The sequence below is a fragment of the Streptomyces sp. MI02-7b genome (assembly GCF_033793585.1).
Classification (GTDB): Bacteria; Actinomycetota; Actinomycetes; order Streptomycetales; family Streptomycetaceae; genus Actinacidiphila.
Genome location: NZ_JARAWX010000003.1, coordinates 105433 through 125704 on the forward strand (window position 1 = coordinate 105433; position 20272 = coordinate 125704).

The window sequence follows — 20272 nt, forward strand, 5'->3', positions numbered from 1 at the left end:
TCCAGTCTCACATGGCAGGTTGTGATTTCAAATCGACTGGTCCTACTCTGGAGTAGGGAGTGAGTTGGAGATTCAAATCAACTCCCTCGGCGGACCCGGTGTCCGGCCCGGCGACCTGTCGGGAGCGGTTGCCGCGCGCCGCCCCTCTCGTCGTCCGGAACCCCACCCTCACCCAGGAGGCGACCGTCATGCGTGACGCCGTCATCGTCGAAGCCGTCCGCACCCCGATCGGCAAGGGCAAGCCCGGCGGGGCGCTCGCCGGGACGCACCCGGTGGAGCTGCTCGCCCACACCCTCGCGGAGCTCGTCACCCGTAGCGGTATCGACCCCGCATTGGTGGACGACGTCATCGGCGGCACCGTCGGCCAGGTCGGCGAGCAGGCCATGAACACCACGCGCTGGGCCTGGCTGTCCGCCGGCTTCCCCGACTCCGTCCCGGCCACCACCGTCGACCGCCAGTGCGGTTCCTCGCAGCAGGCGGTGCACTTCGCCGCGCAGGGCGTCGTCGCGGGCGCCTACGACATCGTCGTGGCCTGCGGAGTGGAGTCGATGAGCCGGGTGCCGATGGGCTCCAACGTGCTGCCCGGCTCCGACCCGTTCGGGCCCGGCATCGCCGAGCGCTTCCCCGGCGGGCTGATCCCGCAGGGCATCAGCGCCGAGCTGATCGCGGCCAAGTGGTCGCTGAGCCGCGAGGCCATGGACGTCTTCGCCACCGAGTCGCACCGCAAGGCGGCCGCGGCCTGGGCGGCGGGCGCCTTCGACGCGGAGGTCGCGCCGCTCGCCGGGCTGACCGCCGACGAGTCCGTGCGCCCCGCGACCACCCCGGAGGTCCTGGCCGGGCTTCGCCCCGCCTTCGCCCACCCCGGCTACACCGAGCGCTTCCCGCAGATCGACTGGTCGGTCACCGCCGGCAACAGCAGCCCGATCAACGACGGCGCCTCCGCCGTGCTGATCATGAGCAGTGAGACCGCCGAACGCCTCGGCCTGCGCCCGCTCGCGCGCCTGCACAGCTTCGCCGTCACCGGTTCCGACCCGCTGCTCATGCTGACCGGCGTCATCCCGGCCACCGAGCGGGTCCTGCGCCGTGCCGGACTGAACCTGGAGGACATCGACCTGTTCGAGGTCAACGAGGCCTTCGCCAGCGTCGTCCTCGCCTGGCAGCAGGAGACCGGCGCCGACCCGGCCAAGGTCAACGTCAACGGCGGCGCCATCGCGCTCGGCCACCCGCTCGGCGCCAGCGGCGCGCGGATCATGACCACCCTCGTCCACGCCATGCGGGCACGCGGCGCGCGCTACGGGCTGCAGACCATGTGCGAGGCGGGCGGCCTGGCCAACGCCACGATCCTCGAAGCGCTCTAGCCGCCCGGGGTGCGGGGCGGCCGGGCCGCGGACCGGCGCGGCCCGCCCCGTACCCTGAATGCCGTGCACGTACTCCACGACGCCCCGCTCGCGCCCCTGACCACCTTCCGCCTCGGCGGCCCCGCCGCCCGCCTGGTGACCGCGACCACCGACGCCGAGGTCGTCGAGGCCGTCCGGGAGGCCGACGCGTCCGGGACACCGCTGCTGGTCATCGGCGGCGGCAGCAACCTGGTCATCGGCGACGAGGGCTTCGCGGGCACGGCGCTGCGCATCGCCACCCAGGGCTTCGAACTGCTCGGCACCGCACTGGAACTGGCCGCCGGTGAGGTGTGGACCGATGCCGTCGCCCGCACCGTCGAGGCGGGCCTGGCGGGCGTGGAGTGCCTGGCCGGCATCCCGGGCTCCGCCGGGGCCACGCCGATCCAGAACGTGGGGGCGTACGGCCAGGAAGTGGCGAGCACGATCACCGAGGTGATCGCGTACGACCGCGTCGCGGGGGAGACCGTCACGCTGGACAACGCCGGGTGCGCCTTCTCCTACCGCCACAGCCGCTTCAAGGCGGACCCGGCGCGCTACGTCGTGCTGCGCGTCCGCTTCGCGCTGGAGGACGCCGACGGCATGTCCGCGCCCGTGAAGTACGCCGAGGTGGCCCGCGCCCTGGGGGTCGGCGCCGGGGAGCGGGTGGCGCTGGCCACCGCTCGCGAGACGGTGCTGAAGCTGCGCTCCGGCAAGGGCATGGTGCTGGACCCGGAGGACCACGACACCTGGTCGGCCGGCTCCTTCTTCACCAACCCGATCCTCACGGAGGCCGGGTACGCCGACTTCCTGGCCCGCGTCCACGACCGCCTCGGCGCGGACACGGAGCCCCCCGCCTACCCCTCGGGCGACGGGCACATCAAGACCTCCGCGGCCTGGCTGATCGACAAGGCCGGCTTCACCAAGGGCTACGGCAGCGGTCCCGCCCGCATCTCCACCAAGCACACCCTCGCCCTGACCAACCGCGGCTCCGCCACCACCGCCGACCTGCTGGCCCTCGCCCGCGAGGTCGTCGCGGGCGTCCACGAGGCCTTCGGCGTCGTCCTGGTCAACGAGCCGGTGACGGTGGGCGTCAGCCTCTGACCGGGGCCGGGCCGGAGCCCGGGCCGCCGAGCTCCAGCTCGCCGACCACCTGGTCCCCGCTGGTCTCCCCGGTTAGGCGGAAGCCGAGGCCCGCGTAGAACCGCTCGGGGCCGCCCGGGCCGGGCACCCAGGTGACGGTCATCCGGGTGCCGCCGCGGCGGCGGATCTCGGCGGCGACCTCCGCGACGGCGAAGCGGCCGTAACCGCGGCCCTGCTCGTCCGCGTCCACGAGCAGCCGCCACAGGCCGGACCGCACGTCGCGGCCGGTGCCGTCGCCGGTCCAGTCGATGTCCAGGAAGGCCATCACGAAGCCGACCGCCCGGCCGCCGTCGACGATCAGCCGCGGCCAGGCGGTGTCCTGATGGACGTACGCCTCGGCGAGGGACTTCACGACCGGCGCGACCAGGTGCTCCTGTCCGGGCCGGACGCGCAGGCCGAGCGCGGCGTCGATGTTGCCGACGGTGATCGTCTCCAGGCGCGGCGCATGTGTCATACCGGGAACGATGCCGCAGTGACCCGGCGGGCGGGAAGCGGACGTGCGGGGCCGGGCGTCGCCAGGGGTCAGTACGCCACGCCGAGGGCCTGCTTCACGGTCGCGGGGTCGCCGATCGCGGCCAGCATCGCGTGGGCCACGTCGGCCCGACCGATGCTGTGGCCGCCGCGCAGATTGGCGCCCAGGGCCGTCCGGTAGACCCCGGTCAGCGGCTTGTCGTTGAGCTTCGGCGGCCGGACGGCGGTCCAGTCGGTCGCGCTGCGGCGCATCTCGTCCTCCATCTCCCGCAGGTCGTCGTAGACCGGCCGCAGCAGCCCGGAGACCACGGGCGTCATGATCCGCCCGAACAGCGTCTCGCCCTCCGGCACGGGACCCAGCGGCGCCGCGCTGACCGCGACGAAGCGGCGTACGCCCTCGGCCTCCATGGCGCGCAGTACCGGACGGGTGATCCGGGTGGCGATCCCCGCGTCCCCCCGCCGTCGCGGGCCGAGCCCGGACAGCACCGCGTCCCGCCCGGCGACCGCCGTGCGCAGCGGTTCGGGGTCGGTCAGCCCCGTGGTGACGACCCGCAGGCCGGTACCGGTCACCGGCAGCCGGGCCGGGTCGCGCACCACCGCGGTCACACCGTGGCCCTGCGCCAGTGCCTGCCGCACGATCTCCTGCCCGATGCCGCCGGTCGCTCCGAACACCGTGAGCTCCATCGCTGATCTCCCCGAGTGAGTAGTGGGTGAGTATTCACTCACTACTAGGGTGAGTGCATGCTCACCCCCGAGTCAACGCCCACCCGGCAGCGAATTCTGGACGCCGCCGACCGCCTGATGCGCACGATCGGCCTCGCCAGGACGACCACCAAGGAGATCGCCAAGGCGGCCGGCTGCTCAGAGGCCGCGCTCTACAAGCACTTCGCCAACAAGGAGGAGCTCTTCGTCCACGTCCTGGCGGAGCGGGCGCCCCGGCTCGGACCGCTGATGGCCGAGCTGACCGCGGACCCCGGCGGCCGCAGCGTCGAGAGCTGCCTGGCCGACATCGCGCGCACCGCCGTGCTGTTCTACGAGTCCAGCGTGCCGATCGCCGCCTCGCTCTTCGCCGAACCCGCCCTGCTGGCCCGGCACCGCGAGGCCCTGCGCCCGCTGGACCGCGGCCCGGTCGTCCCGCTGCGCGCGCTCTCCCGCTACCTGCGCGCGGAGCGCGCGGGCGGCCGCATCCGCGCCGACGCCGACACCGACGCGGCCGCCGCGCTGCTCCTCGGCGCCTGCTACCAGCGCGGCTTCCTCAACTGCTACCTGGGCGAACCCGTCGACGACCAGCCGCTGGAGGAGTTCGCCGCCGCCATCGCCCGCACCGTGCTGTCCGGGATCGCCCCGGATCAGTGAGCGAGCCAGTCGTCGATGCCGGCCAGCAGCTTGGTGCGCACCCCCTCCGGTGCCGCCGAGCCGCGCACCGACTGGCGGGCCAGTTCGGCCAGTTCGGCGTCCCCGAAGCCGTGCGCCCCGCGTGCCAGTTCGTACTGCGCGGCCAGCCGCGAGCCGAACAGCAGCGGGTCGTCCGCGCCCAGGGCCATCGGCACCCCGGCGTCGAAGAGCGTGCGCAGCGGCACCTGCCCGGGCTCCTCGTAGACACCCAGGGCGACGTTGGAGGCGGGGCACACCTCGCAGGTCACGCCGCGCTCGGCGAGCCTGGCCATCAGCCGCGGGTCCTCCGCGGCCCGGACGCCGTGCCCGACCCGGCTCGCGTGCAGGTCGTCCAGGCAGTCGCGGACGCTGCTCGCCCCGGCCAGCTCGCCGCCGTGCGGGGCCGCCAGCAGGCCGCCCTCCCGGGCGATGGCGAAGGCCCGGTCGAAGTCCCGTGCCAGGCCCCGCCGTTCGTCGTTGGAGAGCCCGAAGCCGACCACGCCGTGGCCGGCGTAGCGCACCGCGAGCCGGGCCAGCGTGCGGGCGTCCAGCGGGTGCTTGGTGCGGTTGGCGGCGACGACCACGGCCATGCCCACACCGGTGTCGCGGGAGGCGGTCTCCACCGCGTCCAGGATGATCTCCATGGCCGGGATCAGCCCGCCCAGCCGGGGCGCGTACGAGGTCGGGTCGACCTGTATCTCCAACCACCCCGAACCGTCCCTGGCGTCCTCCTCCGCCGCCTCCCGCACCAGCCGCCGGATGTCCTCGGGGGTGCGGAGCACCGACCGCGCGATGTCGTACAGGCGCTGGAAGCGGAACCAGCCGCGCTCGTCGGTCGCGCGGAGGCTGGGCGGCTCGCCGGAGGTCAGGGCCTCGGGGAGGTGCACCCCGTACTTCTGGGCCAGTTCCATCAGGGTCGCGGGCCGCATCGAGCCGGTGAAGTGCAGGTGCAGGTGCGCCTTGGGGAGGAGGGAAACATCGCGTGCCATTCAGAGATCCTGCCGCACTGCCCCGGGGTGCCGGTAGCGCTTTCCCCGAACGAGGGCTTGCCCGCACACGCGCGCGGGCCCCGGCCGAACCGGCCGGGGCCCGCGACAGCGCCGATGCGTCAGGCCTTGGCCTCGCCCAGCAGCTTCTGGATCCGGGCCACGCCCTCGACCAGGTCCTCGTCACCGAGCGCGTACGACAGCCGCAGGTAGCCCGGGGTGCCGAAGGCCTCGCCCGGGACGACCGCGACCTCCGCGTCCTCCAGGATCAGCTCGGCGAGCTCCACGGAGCTCTGCGGCCGCCTGCCGCGGATCTCCTTGCCGAGCACGCCCTTGACCGACGGGTACACGTAGAACGCGCCCTCGGGTTCGGGGCACACCACGCCCGGGATCTCGTTGAGCATCCGCACGATGGTCTGCCGGCGCCGGTCGAAGGCCTCGCGCATCCTCGCCACGGCCTCCAGGTCGCCGGAGACGGCGGCCAGGGCGGCGGCCTGTGCGACGTTGCTCACATTCGAGGTGGCGTGCGACTGCAGGTTGGTAGCGGCCTTGACCACGTCCTTGGGGCCGATGACCCACCCGACCCGCCAGCCGGTCATGGCGTACGTCTTGGCGACGCCGTTGACCACGATGCACTTGTCGCGCAGCTGGGGCAGGACCGCGGGCATCGAGACCGCGGAGGCGCCGCCGTACACCAGGTGCTCGTAGATCTCGTCGGTCAGCACCCACAGGCCGTGCTCGACGGCCCAGCGGCCGATGGCCTCGGTCTCGGCCTCGCTGTAGACCGCGCCGGTCGGGTTGGACGGCGACACGAAGAGCACGACCTTGGTGTTCTCGGTGCGCGCGGCCTCCAGCTGCTCGACGGTGACCCGGTAGCCGGTCGTCTCGTCGGCGACGACCTCGACCGGGACACCGCCGGCCAGCCGGATCGACTCCGGGTAGGTCGTCCAGTACGGGGCCGGGACGATGACCTCGTCGCCCGGGTCCAGGATGGCGGCGAAGGCCTCGTAGATGGCCTGCTTGCCGCCGTTGGTGACCAGGATCTGGGAGGCGTCGACCTCGTAGCCGGAGTCGCGCAGCGTCTTGGCGGCGATCGCGGCCTTCAGCTCCGGCAGCCCGCCGGCCGGGGTGTAGCGGTGGTACTTCGGATTGCGGCACGCCTCCACGGCCGCCTCGACGATGTAGTCGGGCGTGGGGAAGTCGGGCTCGCCGGCACCGAAGCCGATGACCGGTCGCCCGGCGGCCTTGAGCGCTTTGGCCTTGGCGTCCACGGCGAGCGTCGCGGACTCGGAGATCGACCCGATGCGGGCCGACACGCGTCGTTCATTTGCTGCGGTCATGTCTGCATCGTCGCAGACCGCGGGGGGCCCGGGCACACGAGTTCACGTTCCGGGCAGAACCGAGCCGAAGCACGCCGAACACGCAACGCATTCGACGGCCGGGCCCGGAACACGTACACTCATCCGTCGATGGCCCCCACGAGCCGATCTTGCCTGTGCACATCGTGCACTCGGCCGGATGCGGTACGTTGGGTGACACTCGAAGGGTCGTAGCTCAATTGGTAGAGCACTGGTCTCCAAAACCAGCGGTTGGGGGTTCGAGTCCCTCCGGCCCTGCTGTTCGCAGGCACACGCTTCTTCGTTGTACAGGCAATCAATCGGATTCAGGTGAGGACGAGTGACGGAAGCCCTGGGCTCGACCGCAACACCTGAAAGCGGTCGTCCTGATGACGGCTCCGCGGACGACGGCTCCAAGAAGGCCCGTCGCGGCGGCAAGCGCGGGAAGAAGGGCCCCCTGGCCCGCCTCGCGCTCTTCTACCGCCAGATCGTGGCGGAGCTCCGCAAGGTCGTCTGGCCGACGCGCAGCGAGCTCAGCACGTACACCAGCGTGGTGATTGTCTTCGTTGTGGTCATCATCGCGCTCGTGACCGTGATTGACTGGGGACTCAACAAGGGCGTCTCGTACATCTTCGGGTGATTCCCCTCGCGGAGGGCACCCGTGGTGCCCGACCGCCTGTTCCACATCTTGAAGGAAGAAGCAGCGACCGTGTCTGACCCGAACCTGTACGACGCCGACGAGACCGTCGAGGGCGACGACACCGCGCTCGACATCGTCGAGGCCGCCGACGGCGACATCGACCAGGCCGAGGCTGCTGACCAGGCCGCCGGTGAGCCGGCCGAGCAGGACGCGGTGCAGGTCGTCGACGAGGACGTGGACGAGACGGCGGCCGTCGAGGGCGAGGACGAGAAGACCGCGGAGGAGCAGGCCCCGGTGGACCCGGTGGCGGCCTTCCGCGACGAGCTGCGTGCCCTGCCCGGCGAGTGGTACGTCATCCACACCTACGCCGGCTACGAGAACCGCGTGAAGTCCAACCTGGAGCAGCGCGCCGTCTCGCTGAACGTCGAGGACTACATCTACCAGGCCGAAGTGCCCCAGGAAGAAGTCGTCCAGATCAAGAACGGCGACCGCCGCACCGTCCGTCAGAACAAGCTCCCCGGCTACGTGCTGGTGCGCATGGACCTGACGAACGAGTCCTGGGGCGTCGTCCGCAACACGCCCGGCGTCACCGGCTTCGTCGGCAACGCCTACGACCCGTACCCGCTGACGCTGGACGAGGTCACCAAGATGCTCGCTCCCGAGGTCGAGGAGCAGGCCGCGACCGCCGAGGGCGGCGAGGGCGGCGTCACCAAGCGCAAGGTCGAGGTCCAGGTGCTGGACTTCGAGGTCGGCGACTCGGTCACGGTCACCGACGGCCCCTTCGCGACCCTCCAGGCCACGATCAACGAGATCAACCCGGACTCCAAGAAGGTCAAGGGCCTCGTCGAGATCTTCGGCCGCGAGACGCCGGTCGAGCTCAGCTTCGACCAGATCCAGAAGAACTAGCCGGACGATCTTCCGAAAGGGCCCCTGCCTCCAGCGTTCCCGCGCTGAGCAGGGGCTCTTTCGCGTGCCGGGGAACGCGGCCGGGCTGCCGGCCGCCGCCGGGCGCGCGCGCCGCTAAAGGGTCTCCGGAGGACGGTCTGACCTGCCGGTTTCCGGGTTTCGGCGGCACACCGCTAAAATCGTGCGGTATGCCTGCTCGCAGGCAGGAACACTCTCACTAGGACCCGGAGAGAGCAATGCCTCCCAAGAAGAAGAAGGTCACGGGGCTTATCAAGCTCCAGATCAACGCAGGTGCGGCCAACCCGGCCCCGCCCGTCGGCCCGGCGCTCGGCCAGCACGGCGTCAACATCATGGAGTTCTGCAAGGCCTACAACGCGGCGACCGAGTCGCAGCGTGGCTGGGTGATCCCGGTGGAGATCACGGTCTACGAGGACCGTTCCTTCACCTTCATCACCAAGACGCCGCCGGCCTCCCGCATGATCCTGAAGGCCGCGGGTGTGGAGAAGGGCTCCGGCGAGCCGCACAAGACCAAGGTCGCGAAGCTGACGCGTGACCAGGTCCGCGAGATCGCCACGACCAAGCTGCCCGACCTGAACGCGAACGACCTGGACGCCGCCGAGAAGATCATCGCCGGCACCGCGCGTTCCATGGGCATCACGGTCGAGGGCTGACACAGCCCCCGCACCACTCCACACCGGCAGACACGTGGCAGGGCCGGCTCGGCCCGCACCACGACTCCTCAAGACACACAGGAGCAGCAGTGAGCAAGCGCAGCAAGTCTCTCCGCGCTGCGGACAGCAAGATCGACCGGGAGCGTGTGTACGCCCCCCTCGAGGCGGTCCGTCTCGCCAAGGAGACCTCCACCACCAAGTTCGACAGCACCGTCGAGGTGGCCTTCCGTCTGGGCGTCGACCCGCGCAAGGCCGACCAGATGGTCCGTGGCACCGTGAACCTTCCGCACGGCACCGGCAAGACCGCCCGGGTCCTGGTCTTCGCGACCGGTGACCGTGCCGAGGCCGCGCGTGCCGCGGGCGCCGACATCGTCGGCGCCGACGAGCTGATCGACGAGGTGGCGAAGGGCCGTCTGGACTTCGACGCCGTCGTCGCCACCCCGGACCTCATGGGCAAGGTCGGCCGCCTGGGCCGTGTCCTCGGTCCCCGTGGTCTGATGCCGAACCCGAAGACCGGCACCGTCACCCCCGACGTCGCCAAGGCCGTCACCGACATCAAGGGCGGCAAGATCGAGTTCCGCGTCGACAAGCACTCGAACCTGCACTTCATCATCGGCAAGACGTCGTTCGGTGAGCAGCAGCTGGTCGAGAACTACGGCGCCGCGCTGGACGAGATCATGCGTCTGAAGCCGTCCGCCGCCAAGGGCCGCTACATCAAGAAGGCCGCCATCAGCACCACGATGGGCCCCGGCATCCCGCTGGACGCCAACCGCACCCGCAACCTCCTCGCCGAGGAGGACCCGGCCGCTCTCTGACCGGGTCGTGTGCCGTGGACCGGCCCCCGCGCCTTCGAGGCGCGGGGGCCGGTTTTTTCGTACGACAGTGTCGGCGGGGTGCGCTAGCGTGCAAACGGTCCCGGGGTACCTGCCGGGGCCGGAGTGACGAGACACAGGGGTGGGAATTCATGAACATGTCCGTAGCCAGGCGCGCGAGTGCCGGTCTGGCGGCCGCGGCCGTCGTGGTGGGTCTCGCGGGTTGCCAGGGCGGCGACACGGGCAGCAGCGGCGGTAAGGCGGGGGCCCTGCAGACGCGGAGCGAGGCGCTCGACTTCATCCGTGCCGCCTTCACCAAGACCTCCGAGGCCAAGTCCGCCAAGGTCCGGATGACGGTGACGACGCCGCCCGGCATGGACGACAGCGGCACCGTGCAGGTCTCCGGTGTCCAGGGCTGGGACCCCGCCGTGATGGACATGACGGTCAAGGGCTCCGCCCTGACCGACAGCGCCCCCGGCGCCCCCTCGCAGGTGCACATGGTGATGGTGGACGACGCCATCTACATGGACATGGGCGCCGAGCAGGCCGCCGAGATGGGCGGCAAGCACTGGATGAAGCTGGACTTCAAGGCGGCCGCCGCCGCCAGCGGGAACGCCGAGATGCAGAAGCAGATGAGCGCCGGCCTGGAGAACATGAACCAGGACCCGTCCGAGCAGCTCGCCCTGCTGCTGGAGTCCCCGAGCCTGAAGCACCTCGGCTCGGAGAAGGTCGGCGGCGTCCAGACGGAGCACTACAAGGGCACGCTCACCTTCGAGGAGATGCTCGACGCCAACAAGGGCGCCTCCGCCCTCTCGGCGAAGCAGCGGGCCGAGGTGATCGCCAACACCAAGAAGCTGGGGATCAAGGGCTACGACACCGAGTTCTGGGTCAACTCCGATCACTACCCGGTCCGGATGGCCGTCGGGATGACCATGCCGAAGGGCACGATCAAGGTCCGTGCCGACTACTCCGACTACGGTGCCGCGGCCACCGTCCAGGCGCCGCCGGCGAAGGAGACCGTCGACCTGTTCAAGATGCTGGGGGACATGAAGCCCTCCGGTGTGAACGGCTGATACCGAGGCCCTGTCGCCCGATTTGCTTGCCGCCGATCGGTTCGCGTACCCTTCCACAGAAGCCAAAGACCGCTGGTCGTTGCCGTGCCCGCACAGGGCCCGGCGGCCGAAGGATCCGTTTACTGCGGACGACCCGCGCAGGTGACTGTGGATGCACTCCTGGGAACGCTTTGCGGTCCTGGTCGAGTCACGCCCCGTGCGCCTGCGCCGGGGCGTTCGTTTTTGCCGGCCCCTTCCCGCGCGGTCCGAATCACCCGGAAGGAGGCCGAGGCTCTATGGCGAGGCCCGACAAGGGCGCCGCGGTTGCCGAGCTGACGGACAAGTTCCGCAGCTCCAACGCCGCCGTGCTGACCGAGTACCGCGGTCTCACCGTGGCGCAGCTCAAGACGCTGCGCCGTTCGCTCGGTGAGAACGCCACGTACGCCGTGGTGAAGAACACGCTGACCAAGATCGCGGCCAACGAGGCCGGGATCAGCCAGCTGGACGACCTGTTCGCGGGTCCGACGGCTGTCGCCTTCGTCACCGGTGACCCGGTGGAGTCGGCGAAGGGTCTTCGTGACTTCGCCAAGGACAACCCGAACCTCATCATCAAGGGCGGTGTCCTTGACGGCAAGGCGCTGTCCGCCGATGAGATCAAGAAGCTCGCGGACCTCGAGTCCCGCGAGGTGCTGCTCGCCAAGCTGGCGGGTGCCATGAAGGCCAAGCCCTCCCAGGCTGCCGCGGTCTTCCAGGCACTGCCCTCGAAGCTCGTCCGCACCGTGGACGCGCTCCGTGCCAAGCAGGCGGAGCAGGGCGGTGCCGGCGAGCCGGCTCCCGCCGAGGACGCGGAGTAACCACTCCCGCTGTTCTCTAGCGGGCCCGTACGCCCGCCGCAATGTACCTACGGCACCAGCCGCATAGTGGAAGGACCGCCATCATGGCGAAGCTCAGCCAGGACGACCTGCTCGCGCAGTTCGAGGAGATGACCCTCATCGAGCTCTCCGAGTTCGTGAAGGCCTTCGAGGACAAGTTCGACGTCACCGCCGCCGCCCCGGTCGCCGTTGCCGCCGCCGGCGTCCCCGGTGCCCCCGCCGAGGCCGTCGAGGAGAAGGACGAGTTCGACGTCATCCTCACCGGCGCCGGCGACAAGAAGATCCAGGTCATCAAGGTCGTGCGCGAGCTGACCTCCCTGGGTCTGAAGGAGGCCAAGGACCTCGTGGACGGCGCCCCGAAGCCCGTCCTGGAGAAGGTCAACAAGGAGGCCGCGGACAAGGCCGCCGAGTCCCTCAAGGGCGCCGGCGCCTCCGTCGAGGTCAAGTGATCTACGCCCCTCCCGGGGCTGATCAGCCGCAGGGCGGCCACCCTTTCGGGTGGCCGCCCTCGGTCGTCTGCGTGGGCCTTCACCCGGGGTGTCACCATCCCCGGGTAAGGTGATCATCGTCGTTCCGCTGACGTCGGCGTTCGTCGCGTGCCACCCCCTGTGACGATCTCCGCGGGGCGGGGCCCTTGACGAACCGCACGGAGCGCGCGATTCTCAGGACGCGTCGCCACATCGGCCATGTACCGAGGCATGGATCGAGGGCGATGCGGGAATGCCTAGCGTGGCAAGCGTGAACGAGGGGCATGACGGCTCACAACAAGGGGCTCCTAGCGACCCCTACGGAGGACGAGATTGGTGCAGCACCGGTCTCCGAAACTCTGCACTGGACATCAGTGTGCCAAGTGGCTACACTGACCCTTTGCGCTGCCTGTTAGCTGTCGCCTGGCCCGTCACCAGGGACCAGCCCAAGCCTGAGCACACATGAGGAACCGTCCTGACCAGGACATCCTTGTCTGCGCCCGGGGGCGGAAGCCGGTACGCGCGTAGTGAGTCCGAGCCCTCGGAAGGACCCCCTCTTGGCCGCCTCGCGCAACGCCTCGACTGCCAATTCGAACAACGGCGCAAGCACCGCCCCGCTGCGCATTTCTTTCGCGAAGATCAAGGAGCCCCTCGAGGTCCCGAACCTCCTCGCGCTGCAGACCGAGAGCTTTGACTGGCTCCTCGGCAACGCCGCGTGGAAGGCTCGCGTCGAGGCTGCCCTGGACAGTGGTCAGGACGTCCCCACCAAGTCCGGTCTGGAGGAGATCTTCGAGGAGATCTCCCCGATCGAGGACTTCTCCGGGTCGATGTCGCTGACCTTCCGCGACCACCGTTTCGAGCCGCCGAAGAACTCGATCGACGAGTGCAAGGAGCGCGACTTCACGTACGCGGCCCCGCTCTTCGTCACGGCCGAGTTCACCAACAACGAGACCGGTGAGATCAAGTCCCAGACGGTCTTCATGGGCGACTTCCCGCTCATGACGAACAAGGGCACCTTCGTCATCAACGGCACCGAGCGTGTCGTGGTGTCCCAGCTGGTCCGCTCACCGGGTGTCTACTTCGACAGCCAGATCGACAAGACGTCCGACAAGGACATCTACTCCGCCAAGGTCATCCCCTCGCGTGGTGCCTGGCTGGAGATGGAGATCGACAAGCGCGACATGGTCGGTGTCCGCATCGACCGCAAGCGCAAGCAGTCCGTCACCGTCCTCCTGAAGGCGCTCGGCTGGACCACCGAGCAGATCCTCGAGGAGTTCGGCGAGTACGAGTCCATGCGCGCCACCCTGGAGAAGGACCACACCCAGGGCCAGGACGACGCGCTGCTGGACATCTACCGCAAGCTGCGTCCGGGCGAGCCGCCGACCCGTGAGGCCGCGCAGACGCTGCTGGAGAACCTCTACTTCAACCCCAAGCGCTACGACCTGGCCAAGGTCGGCCGCTACAAGATCAACAAGAAGCTGGGTGCCGACGCGCCGCTCGACGCCGGCGTACTGACCGTCGAGGACGTCATCGCGACGATCAAGTACCTGGTCAAGCTGCACGCGGGCGAGACCGAGACCACCGGCGACAACGGTTCCTCCGTGGTCGTCGAGGTCGACGACATCGACCACTTCGGCAACCGTCGTCTGCGCAACGTCGGCGAGCTCATCCAGAACCAGGTCCGCACGGGTCTGGCCCGTATGGAGCGCGTCGTCCGCGAGCGGATGACCACCCAGGACGTCGAGGCGATCACGCCGCAGACCCTGATCAACATCCGGCCGGTCGTCGCCTCCATCAAGGAGTTCTTCGGCACCAGCCAGCTGTCCCAGTTCATGGACCAGACGAACCCGCTGTCGGGCCTGACCCACAAGCGCCGTCTGTCCGCGCTGGGCCCCGGTGGTCTGTCCCGTGAGCGGGCCGGCTTCGAGGTCCGTGACGTGCACCCGTCCCACTACGGACGCATGTGCCCGATCGAGACCCCCGAAGGCCCGAACATCGGTCTGATCGGCTCGCTGGCCTCCTACGGCCGGGTCAACGCGTTCGGCTTCGTCGAGACGCCGTACCGCAAGGTCGACGAGACCGGAATCGTGACCGACGAGGTCAACTTCCTCACCGCCGACGAGGAGGACCGCTACGTCATCGCCCAGGCGAACGCGCCGCTGACGGAGGACAACCGCTTCGCGGAGTCCCGCGTCCTGGTGCGCCGCCGCGGCGGGGAGATCGACTACGTCCCCGGCGAGGACGTGGACTACATGGACGTCTCGCCGCGCCAGATGGTGTCGGTCGCGACCGCCATGATCCCGTTCCTCGAGCACGACGACGCCAACCGCGCGCTCATGGGCTCGAACATGATGCGCCAGGCCGTGCCGCTGCTGAAGGCGCAGGCCCCGCTGGTCGGCACCGGCATGGAGTACCGCTGCGCGGTCGACGCCGGTGACGTCATCAAGGCCGACAAGGACGGTGTGGTCCAGGAGGTCTCCGCGGACTACGTCACCGTCGCCAACGACGACGGCACGTACAACACCTACCGCGTCGCCAAGTTCTCCCGCTCGAACCAGGGCACGTCCTTCAACCAGAAGGTCGTCGTGGACGAGGGCGCCCGGGTGATCGCCGGCCAGGTGCTCGCCGACGGTCCGTCCACCGAGCAGGGCGAGATGGCGCTCGGCAAGAACCTCCTGGTCGCGTTCATGCCGTGGGAGGGTCACAACTACGAGGACGCGATCATCCTGTCGCAGCGCCTCGTGCAGGACGACGTCCTCTCCTCGATCCACATCGAGGAGCACGAGGTCGACGCCCGTGACACCAAGCTCGGCCCCGAGGAGATCACCCGGGACATCCCGAACGTCTCCGAGGAGGTCCTGGCGGACCTGGACGAGCGCGGCATCATCCGCATCGGTGCCGAGGTCGTCGCCGGCGACATCCTGGTCGGCAAGGTCACCCCGAAGGGCGAGACCGAGCTGACCCCCGAGGAGCGCCTGCTGCGCGCGATCTTCGGCGAGAAGGCCCGAGAGGTCCGTGACACCTCGCTGAAGGTGCCGCACGGCGAGACCGGCAAGGTCATCGGCGTGCGCGTCTTCGACCGCGAGGAGGGCGACGAGCTGCCCCCGGGCGTGAACCAGCTGGTCCGCGTCTACGTCGCGCAGAAGCGCAAGATCACCGACGGTGACAAGCTCGCCGGCCGTCACGGCAACAAGGGCGTCATCTCCAAGATCCTGCCGATCGAGGACATGCCGTTCCTGGAGGACGGCTCCCCGGTCGACATCATCCTCAACCCGCTGGGTGTCCCGTCCCGAATGAACCCGGGACAGGTCCTGGAGATCCACCTGGGCTGGCTCGCCGCACAGGGCTGGGACGTCTCCGGCCTCAGCGACGAGTGGGCCCGCCGCCTCACGGCGATCGGCGCCGACCAGGTCGCCGCCGGCACCAACGTCGCCACCCCGGTGTTCGACGGTGCCCGCGAGGACGAGATCACCGGCCTCTTCGAGGCCACGATCCCGAACCGCGACGGCCAGCGCCTGGTGCTGCCCTCGGGCAAGGCCCGGCTCTTCGACGGCCGCTCCGGCGAGCCGTTCCCGGACCCGATCTCGATCGGCTACATGTACATCCTCAAGCTGCACCACCTGGTGGACGACAAGCTGCACGCGCGTTCCACCGGTCCGTACTCGATGATCACCCAGCAGCCGCTGGGTGGTAAGGCGCAGTTCGGTGGTCAGCGCTTCGGTGAGATGGAGGTGTGGGCCCTTGAGGCATACGGCGCGGCCTACGCGCTGCAGGAGCTCCTCACCATCAAGTCCGACGACGTTCTCGGCCGTGTGAAGGTCTACGAGGCCATCGTCAAGGGCGAGAACATTCCCGAGCCGGGCATTCCCGAGTCCTTCAAGGTGCTCATCAAGGAAATGCAGTCGCTCTGCCTCAACGTGGAGGTGCTGTCCTCGGACGGCATGTCGATCGAGATGCGCGACACCGACGAGGACGTCTTCCGCGCTGCGGAGGAGCTCGGAATCGACCTGTCCCGGCGTGAGCCGAGCAGCGTCGAAGAGGTCTGACGGGCCGGTCGGGGAACTGCTCCGGCAGTTCCCCGGCTACCCCACCCTCAGGGCCGCCCAAGCGGCCTGAGGGCCCCGGACCGTTCAGACATGTTTGACATTCGACCCCGAAAGAGGGATTGACGACAAAGTGCTCGACGTCAACTTCTTCGACGAGCTGCGGATCGGCCTTGCGACCGCGGACGACATCAGGCAGTGGTCCCACGGCGAAGTGAAGAAGCCGGAGACCATCAACTACCGCACCCTCAAGCCGGAAAAGGACGGGCTCTTCTGCGAGAAGATCTTCGGCCCCACCCGGGACTGGGAGTGCTACTGCGGCAAGTACAAGCGTGTCCGCTTCAAGGGCATCATCTGCGAGCGCTGCGGCGTCGAGGTCACTCGCGCCAAGGTGCGTCGTGAGCGGATGGGCCACATCGAGCTGGCCGCTCCCGTGACCCACATCTGGTACTTCAAGGGCGTTCCGTCGCGGCTGGGCTACCTGCTCGACCTCGCCCCGAAGGACCTGGAGAAGGTCATCTACTTCGCCGCCTACATGATCACGTGGGTGGACGAGGAGCGGCGCACCCGCGACCTGCCCTCGCTGGAGGCCCAGGTCTCCGTCGAGCGCCAGCAGGTCGAGCAGCGCCGTGACGCGGACATCGAGTCCCGGCAGAAGAAGCTCGAGGCCGACCTCGGCGAGCTGGAGGCCGAGGGCGCCAAGTCCGACGTGCGCCGCAAGGTGCGCGAGGGCGCCGAGCGTGAGATGAAGCAGCTGCGCGACCGTGCGCAGCGCGAGCTGGACCGCCTCGACGAGGTGTGGTCCCGCTTCAAGAACCTCAAGGTCCAGGACCTGGAGGGTGACGAGCTGCTCTACCGCGAGCTGCGGGAGCGCTTCGGCACCTACTTCCAGGGTTCGATGGGTGCCGCGGCGCTGCAGAAGCGCCTGGAGTCCTTCGACCTCGACGAGGAGGCCGCCAAGCTCCGCGAGATCATCCGTACCGGCAAGGGCCAGAAGAAGACCCGTGCGCTCAAGCGCCTCAAGGTCGTCTCCGCCTTCCTGCAGACCACCAACAAGCCGCAGGGCATGGTGCTGGACTGCGTCCCGGTGATCCCGCCGGACCTGCGTCCGATGGTGCAGCTGGACGGTGGCCGCTTCGCGACCTCCGACCTGAACGACCTGTACCGCCGCGTCATCAACCGCAACAACCGCCTCAAGCGCCTCCTCGACCTCGGTGCCCCCGAGATCATCGTGAACAACGAGAAGCGCATGCTCCAGGAGGCCGTCGACGCGCTCTTCGACAACGGCCGTCGCGGTCGCCCGGTCACGGGCCCCGGCAACCGTCCGCTGAAGTCGCTGTCCGACATGCTCAAGGGCAAGCAGGGCCGGTTCCGTCAGAACCTGCTCGGCAAGCGCGTCGACTACTCGGCCCGTTCGGTCATCGTCGTCGGCCCGCAGCTCAAGCTGCACCAGTGCGGTCTGCCCAAGGCCATGGCGCTGGAGCTCTTCAAGCCGTTCGTGATGAAGCGCCTGGTGGATCTGAACCACGCGCAGAACATCAAGTCGGCCAAGCGCATGGTCGAGCGCGGCCGCACGGTCGTGTACGACGTGCTCGAAGAGGTCATCGCCGAGCACCCGGTGCTGCTGAACCGCGCGCCGACCCTGCACCGCCTCGGCATCCAGGCCTTCGAGCCGCAGCTGGTCGAGGGCAAGGCCATCCAGATCCACCCGCTCGTCTGCACCGCGTTCAACGCGGACTTCGACGGCGACCAGATGGCCGTGCACCTGCCGCTGTCCGCGGAGGCGCAGGCCGAGGCCCGCATCCTGATGCTGTCCTCGAACAACATCCTCAAGCCCGCCGACGGCCGTCCGGTGACGATGCCGACGCAGGACATGGTCCTGGGTCTGTTCTTCCTCACCACGGACGCGGAGGAGCGCGAGCTCAAGGGTGAGGGCCGGGCGTTCGGCTCGACCGCCGAGGCGATCATGGCCTTCGACGCCCGCGAGCTGTCGCTGCAGTCCAGGATCGACATCCGCTTCCCGATCGGCACCGTCCCGCCGCGTGGCTGGACCCCGCCGGCGGACGTGGAGGGCGAGGAGCCCTGGCAGCTCGGCGACTCCTTCCGGCTGAACACGACGCTGGGCCGCGCGCTCTTCAACGAGCTGCTGCCCGAGGACTACCCGTTCGTGGACTACCCGGTGGGCAAGAAGCAGCTCTCCGAGATCGTCAACGATCTCGCCGAGCGCTACCCCAAGGTCATCGTGGCGGCGACGCTCGACAACCTGAAGGCGGCCGGCTTCCACTGGGCGACCCGTTCCGGCGTCACCGTGGCCATCTCCGACATCGTCGTTCCCGAGGCGAAGAAGGGGATCATCGCGGGCTTCGAGGCGCAGGACGAGAAGGTCCAGAAGCAGTACGAGCGCGGTCTGATCACCAAGGACGAGCGCACGCAGGAGCTCATCGCGATCTGGACGAAGGCGACCAACGACGTCGCCGAGGCCATGCGCGAGAACTTCCCGAAGACCAACCCGATCTTCATGATGGTCGACTCGGGTGCCCGTGGAAACATGATGCAGATGCGTCAGATCGCGGGTATGCGTGGCCTGGTGTCCAACGCCAAGAACGAGACGATCCCGCGTCCCATCAAGGCCTCGTTCCGTGAGGGCCTGACCGTGCTGGAGTACTTCATCTCCACCCACGGTGCCCGTAAGGGTCTGGCCGACACCGCTCTGCGCACCGCCGACTCGGGTTACCTGACCCGTCGTCTGGTGGACGTCTCCCAGGACGTCATCATCCGCGAGGAGGACTGCGGCACCGACCGCGGCCTCAAGCTGGCGATCGCCGAGCGCGCCGAGGACGGTTCGCTGCGCAAGACGGACGACGTCGAGACCAGCGTGTACGCGCGCTGCCTCGCCGAGGACGTCGTGGTGGACGGGCGTGTCCTGGCCACCGCCGGCACCGACCTGGGCGACGTGCTCATCGAGCAGCTCATCCACAACGGCATCGCCGAGGTCAAGACCCGCTCGGTCCTGACCTGCGAGTCCGCGGTGGGCACCTGTGCGATGTGCTACGGCCGCTCGCTCGCGACCGGCAAGCTGGTGGACATCGGTGAGGCGGTCGGCATCATCGCCGCCCAGTCCATCGGTGAGCCCGGCACCCAGCTGACGATGCGTACCTTCCACACCGGTGGTGTGGCCGGTGACGACATCACCCAGGGTCTGCCGCGTGTCGTCGAGCTCTTCGAGGCCCGTACGCCCAAGGGTGTCGCCCCGATCTCGGAGGCGGCCGGCCGCATCCGTATCGAGGAGACCGAGAAGACCAAGAAGATCGTCATCACCCCGGACGACGGCTCCGAGGAGATCGCCTACCCGATCTCCAAGCGTGCCCGTCTGATGGTCGGCGAGGGCGACCACGTCGAGGTCGGCGAGAAGCTGACCGTGGGTGCCACCAACCCGCACGACGTGCTGCGCATCCTGGGTCAGCGGGCCGTCCAGGTCCACCTGGTCGGGGAAGTCCAGAAGGTCTACAACTCGCAGGGTGTGTCGATCCACGACAAGCACATCGAGATCATCATCCGGCAGATGCTCCGCCGGGTCACGATCATCGAGTCCGGCGACGCCGAGCTGCTGCCCGGCGAGCTGGTCGAGCGCGGCCGCTTCGAGACCGAGAACCGTCGGGTCGTGGCGGAGGGTGGCCACCCGGCCTCCGGCCGTCCGCAGCTGATGGGTATCACCAAGGCCTCGCTGGCGACCGAGTCCTGGCTGTCGGCCGCCTCCTTCCAGGAGACGACCAGGGTCCTGACGGACGCGGCGATCCACGCCAAGTCCGACTCGCTGCTGGGCCTGAAGGAGAACGTCATCATCGGTAAGCTCATCCCGGCCGGTACGGGTCTGTCCCGTTACCGCAACATCCGGGTGGAGCCGACCGAGGAGGCCAAGGCCGCGATGTACTCGGCCGTCGGCTACGACGACATCGACTACAGCCCGTTCGGCACCGGCTCCGGCCAGGCCGTTCCGCTGGAGGACTACGACTACGGCCCGTACAACGGCTGACGTCCACGTCATCACGCCGAAGGGCGGTCACCCTCACGGGGGTGGCCGCCCTTCGGCCGTCCATGCCCGTCTTCGGGCACTATGGGAGGACG

General features: G+C 69.2%; 16 protein-coding genes and 1 tRNA gene. 13 read left to right on the forward strand and 4 right to left on the reverse strand.

What is annotated here, in order from left to right:
• Window positions 1-188: 188 nt before the first annotated feature.
• Both PV364_RS05130 and PV364_RS05135 read left to right on the forward strand, forming a co-directional pair.
• On the forward strand, window positions 189-1358 hold the full coding sequence (locus tag PV364_RS05130; RefSeq protein WP_319658461.1) for a thiolase family protein: 1170 nt from the start codon (window positions 189-191) through the stop codon (window positions 1356-1358).
• 63 nt (window positions 1359-1421) lie between these two features.
• A complete protein-coding gene (locus PV364_RS05135) occupies window positions 1422-2477 on the forward strand; it encodes a UDP-N-acetylmuramate dehydrogenase (protein WP_319658462.1) in 1056 nt (351 codons plus the stop codon).
• Here the strand turns inward: PV364_RS05135 and PV364_RS05140 are convergent.
• Together PV364_RS05140 and PV364_RS05145 are read right to left on the reverse strand one after the other, a co-directional pair.
• Window positions 2467-2970: a GNAT family N-acetyltransferase gene (locus PV364_RS05140; protein ID WP_319658463.1), complete on the reverse strand. Its 504-nt coding sequence runs from the start codon at window positions 2968-2970 to the stop codon at window positions 2467-2469. The two genes, PV364_RS05135 and PV364_RS05140, sit on opposite strands and share 11 nt — an antisense overlap.
• A 68-nt stretch (window positions 2971-3038) precedes the next feature.
• Window positions 3039-3671 (reverse strand): NAD(P)-dependent oxidoreductase, encoded by a 633-nt coding sequence (locus PV364_RS05145; RefSeq protein ID WP_319658464.1) that lies wholly within the window; start codon window positions 3669-3671, stop codon window positions 3039-3041.
• Window positions 3672-3728: 57 nt separating this feature from the next.
• Between PV364_RS05145 and PV364_RS05150 the strand changes: the two genes are divergently transcribed.
• Entirely contained in the window at window positions 3729-4343 is a 615-nt protein-coding gene (locus PV364_RS05150) for a TetR/AcrR family transcriptional regulator (protein WP_319658465.1), read from the forward strand.
• On the opposite strand, the gene PV364_RS05155 is transcribed toward PV364_RS05150, so the two are convergent.
• Window positions 4337-5350, reverse strand: coding sequence for an adenosine deaminase (locus PV364_RS05155; protein WP_319658466.1), 1014 nt, complete (start codon window positions 5348-5350; stop codon window positions 4337-4339). The two genes, PV364_RS05150 and PV364_RS05155, sit on opposite strands and share 7 nt — an antisense overlap.
• A 119-nt stretch (window positions 5351-5469) precedes the next feature.
• Window positions 5470-6687, reverse strand: coding sequence for a pyridoxal phosphate-dependent aminotransferase (locus tag PV364_RS05160; RefSeq protein WP_319658467.1), 1218 nt, complete (start codon window positions 6685-6687; stop codon window positions 5470-5472).
• 203 nt (window positions 6688-6890) lie between these two features.
• Here PV364_RS05160 and PV364_RS05165 point away from each other — a divergent pair.
• The 10 genes from PV364_RS05165 to PV364_RS05210 all read left to right on the forward strand — a co-directional run bounded on the left by PV364_RS05165 (window position 6891) and on the right by PV364_RS05210 (window position 20180).
• Window positions 6891-6963 (forward strand) — tRNA-Trp (locus tag PV364_RS05165).
• Window positions 6964-7024: 61 nt separating this feature from the next.
• Complete coding sequence (secE, locus tag PV364_RS05170; RefSeq protein WP_319658468.1) at window positions 7025-7324, forward strand: preprotein translocase subunit SecE; 300 nt, start codon at window positions 7025-7027, stop codon at window positions 7322-7324.
• Between the two features lie 69 nt (window positions 7325-7393).
• On the forward strand, window positions 7394-8230 hold the full coding sequence (nusG, locus tag PV364_RS05175) for a transcription termination/antitermination protein NusG (protein WP_319658469.1): 837 nt from the start codon (window positions 7394-7396) through the stop codon (window positions 8228-8230).
• Window positions 8231-8466: 236 nt separating this feature from the next.
• A complete protein-coding gene (rplK, locus tag PV364_RS05180; protein WP_319135229.1) occupies window positions 8467-8901 on the forward strand; it encodes a 50S ribosomal protein L11 in 435 nt (144 codons plus the stop codon).
• Window positions 8902-8990: 89 nt separating this feature from the next.
• Window positions 8991-9716, forward strand: coding sequence for a 50S ribosomal protein L1 (rplA, locus tag PV364_RS05185; protein WP_319658470.1), 726 nt, complete (start codon window positions 8991-8993; stop codon window positions 9714-9716).
• A gap of 149 nt (window positions 9717-9865) precedes the next feature.
• Window positions 9866-10786 (forward strand): hypothetical protein, encoded by a 921-nt coding sequence (locus PV364_RS05190; RefSeq protein ID WP_319658471.1) that lies wholly within the window; start codon window positions 9866-9868, stop codon window positions 10784-10786.
• Window positions 10787-11061: 275 nt separating this feature from the next.
• Window positions 11062-11619 carry a 50S ribosomal protein L10 gene (gene rplJ, locus PV364_RS05195; RefSeq protein ID WP_319658472.1) on the forward strand — a complete coding sequence of 186 codons (558 nt, stop codon included), beginning with the start codon at window positions 11062-11064 and terminating at the stop codon, window positions 11617-11619.
• 83 nt (window positions 11620-11702) lie between these two features.
• Window positions 11703-12086, forward strand: a complete 384-nt coding sequence (rplL, locus tag PV364_RS05200) for a 50S ribosomal protein L7/L12 (protein WP_319658473.1) — start codon at window positions 11703-11705, stop codon at window positions 12084-12086.
• A 575-nt stretch (window positions 12087-12661) separates the two neighbouring features.
• The gene (gene rpoB / locus PV364_RS05205; RefSeq protein ID WP_319658474.1) at window positions 12662-16150 is read left to right on the forward strand and encodes a DNA-directed RNA polymerase subunit beta; all 3489 of its coding nucleotides are present in this window, start codon (window positions 12662-12664) and stop codon (window positions 16148-16150) included.
• 130 nt (window positions 16151-16280) lie between these two features.
• Window positions 16281-20180, forward strand: a complete 3900-nt coding sequence (locus PV364_RS05210; protein ID WP_319658475.1) for a DNA-directed RNA polymerase subunit beta' — start codon at window positions 16281-16283, stop codon at window positions 20178-20180.
• Window positions 20181-20272 lie beyond the last annotated feature (92 nt).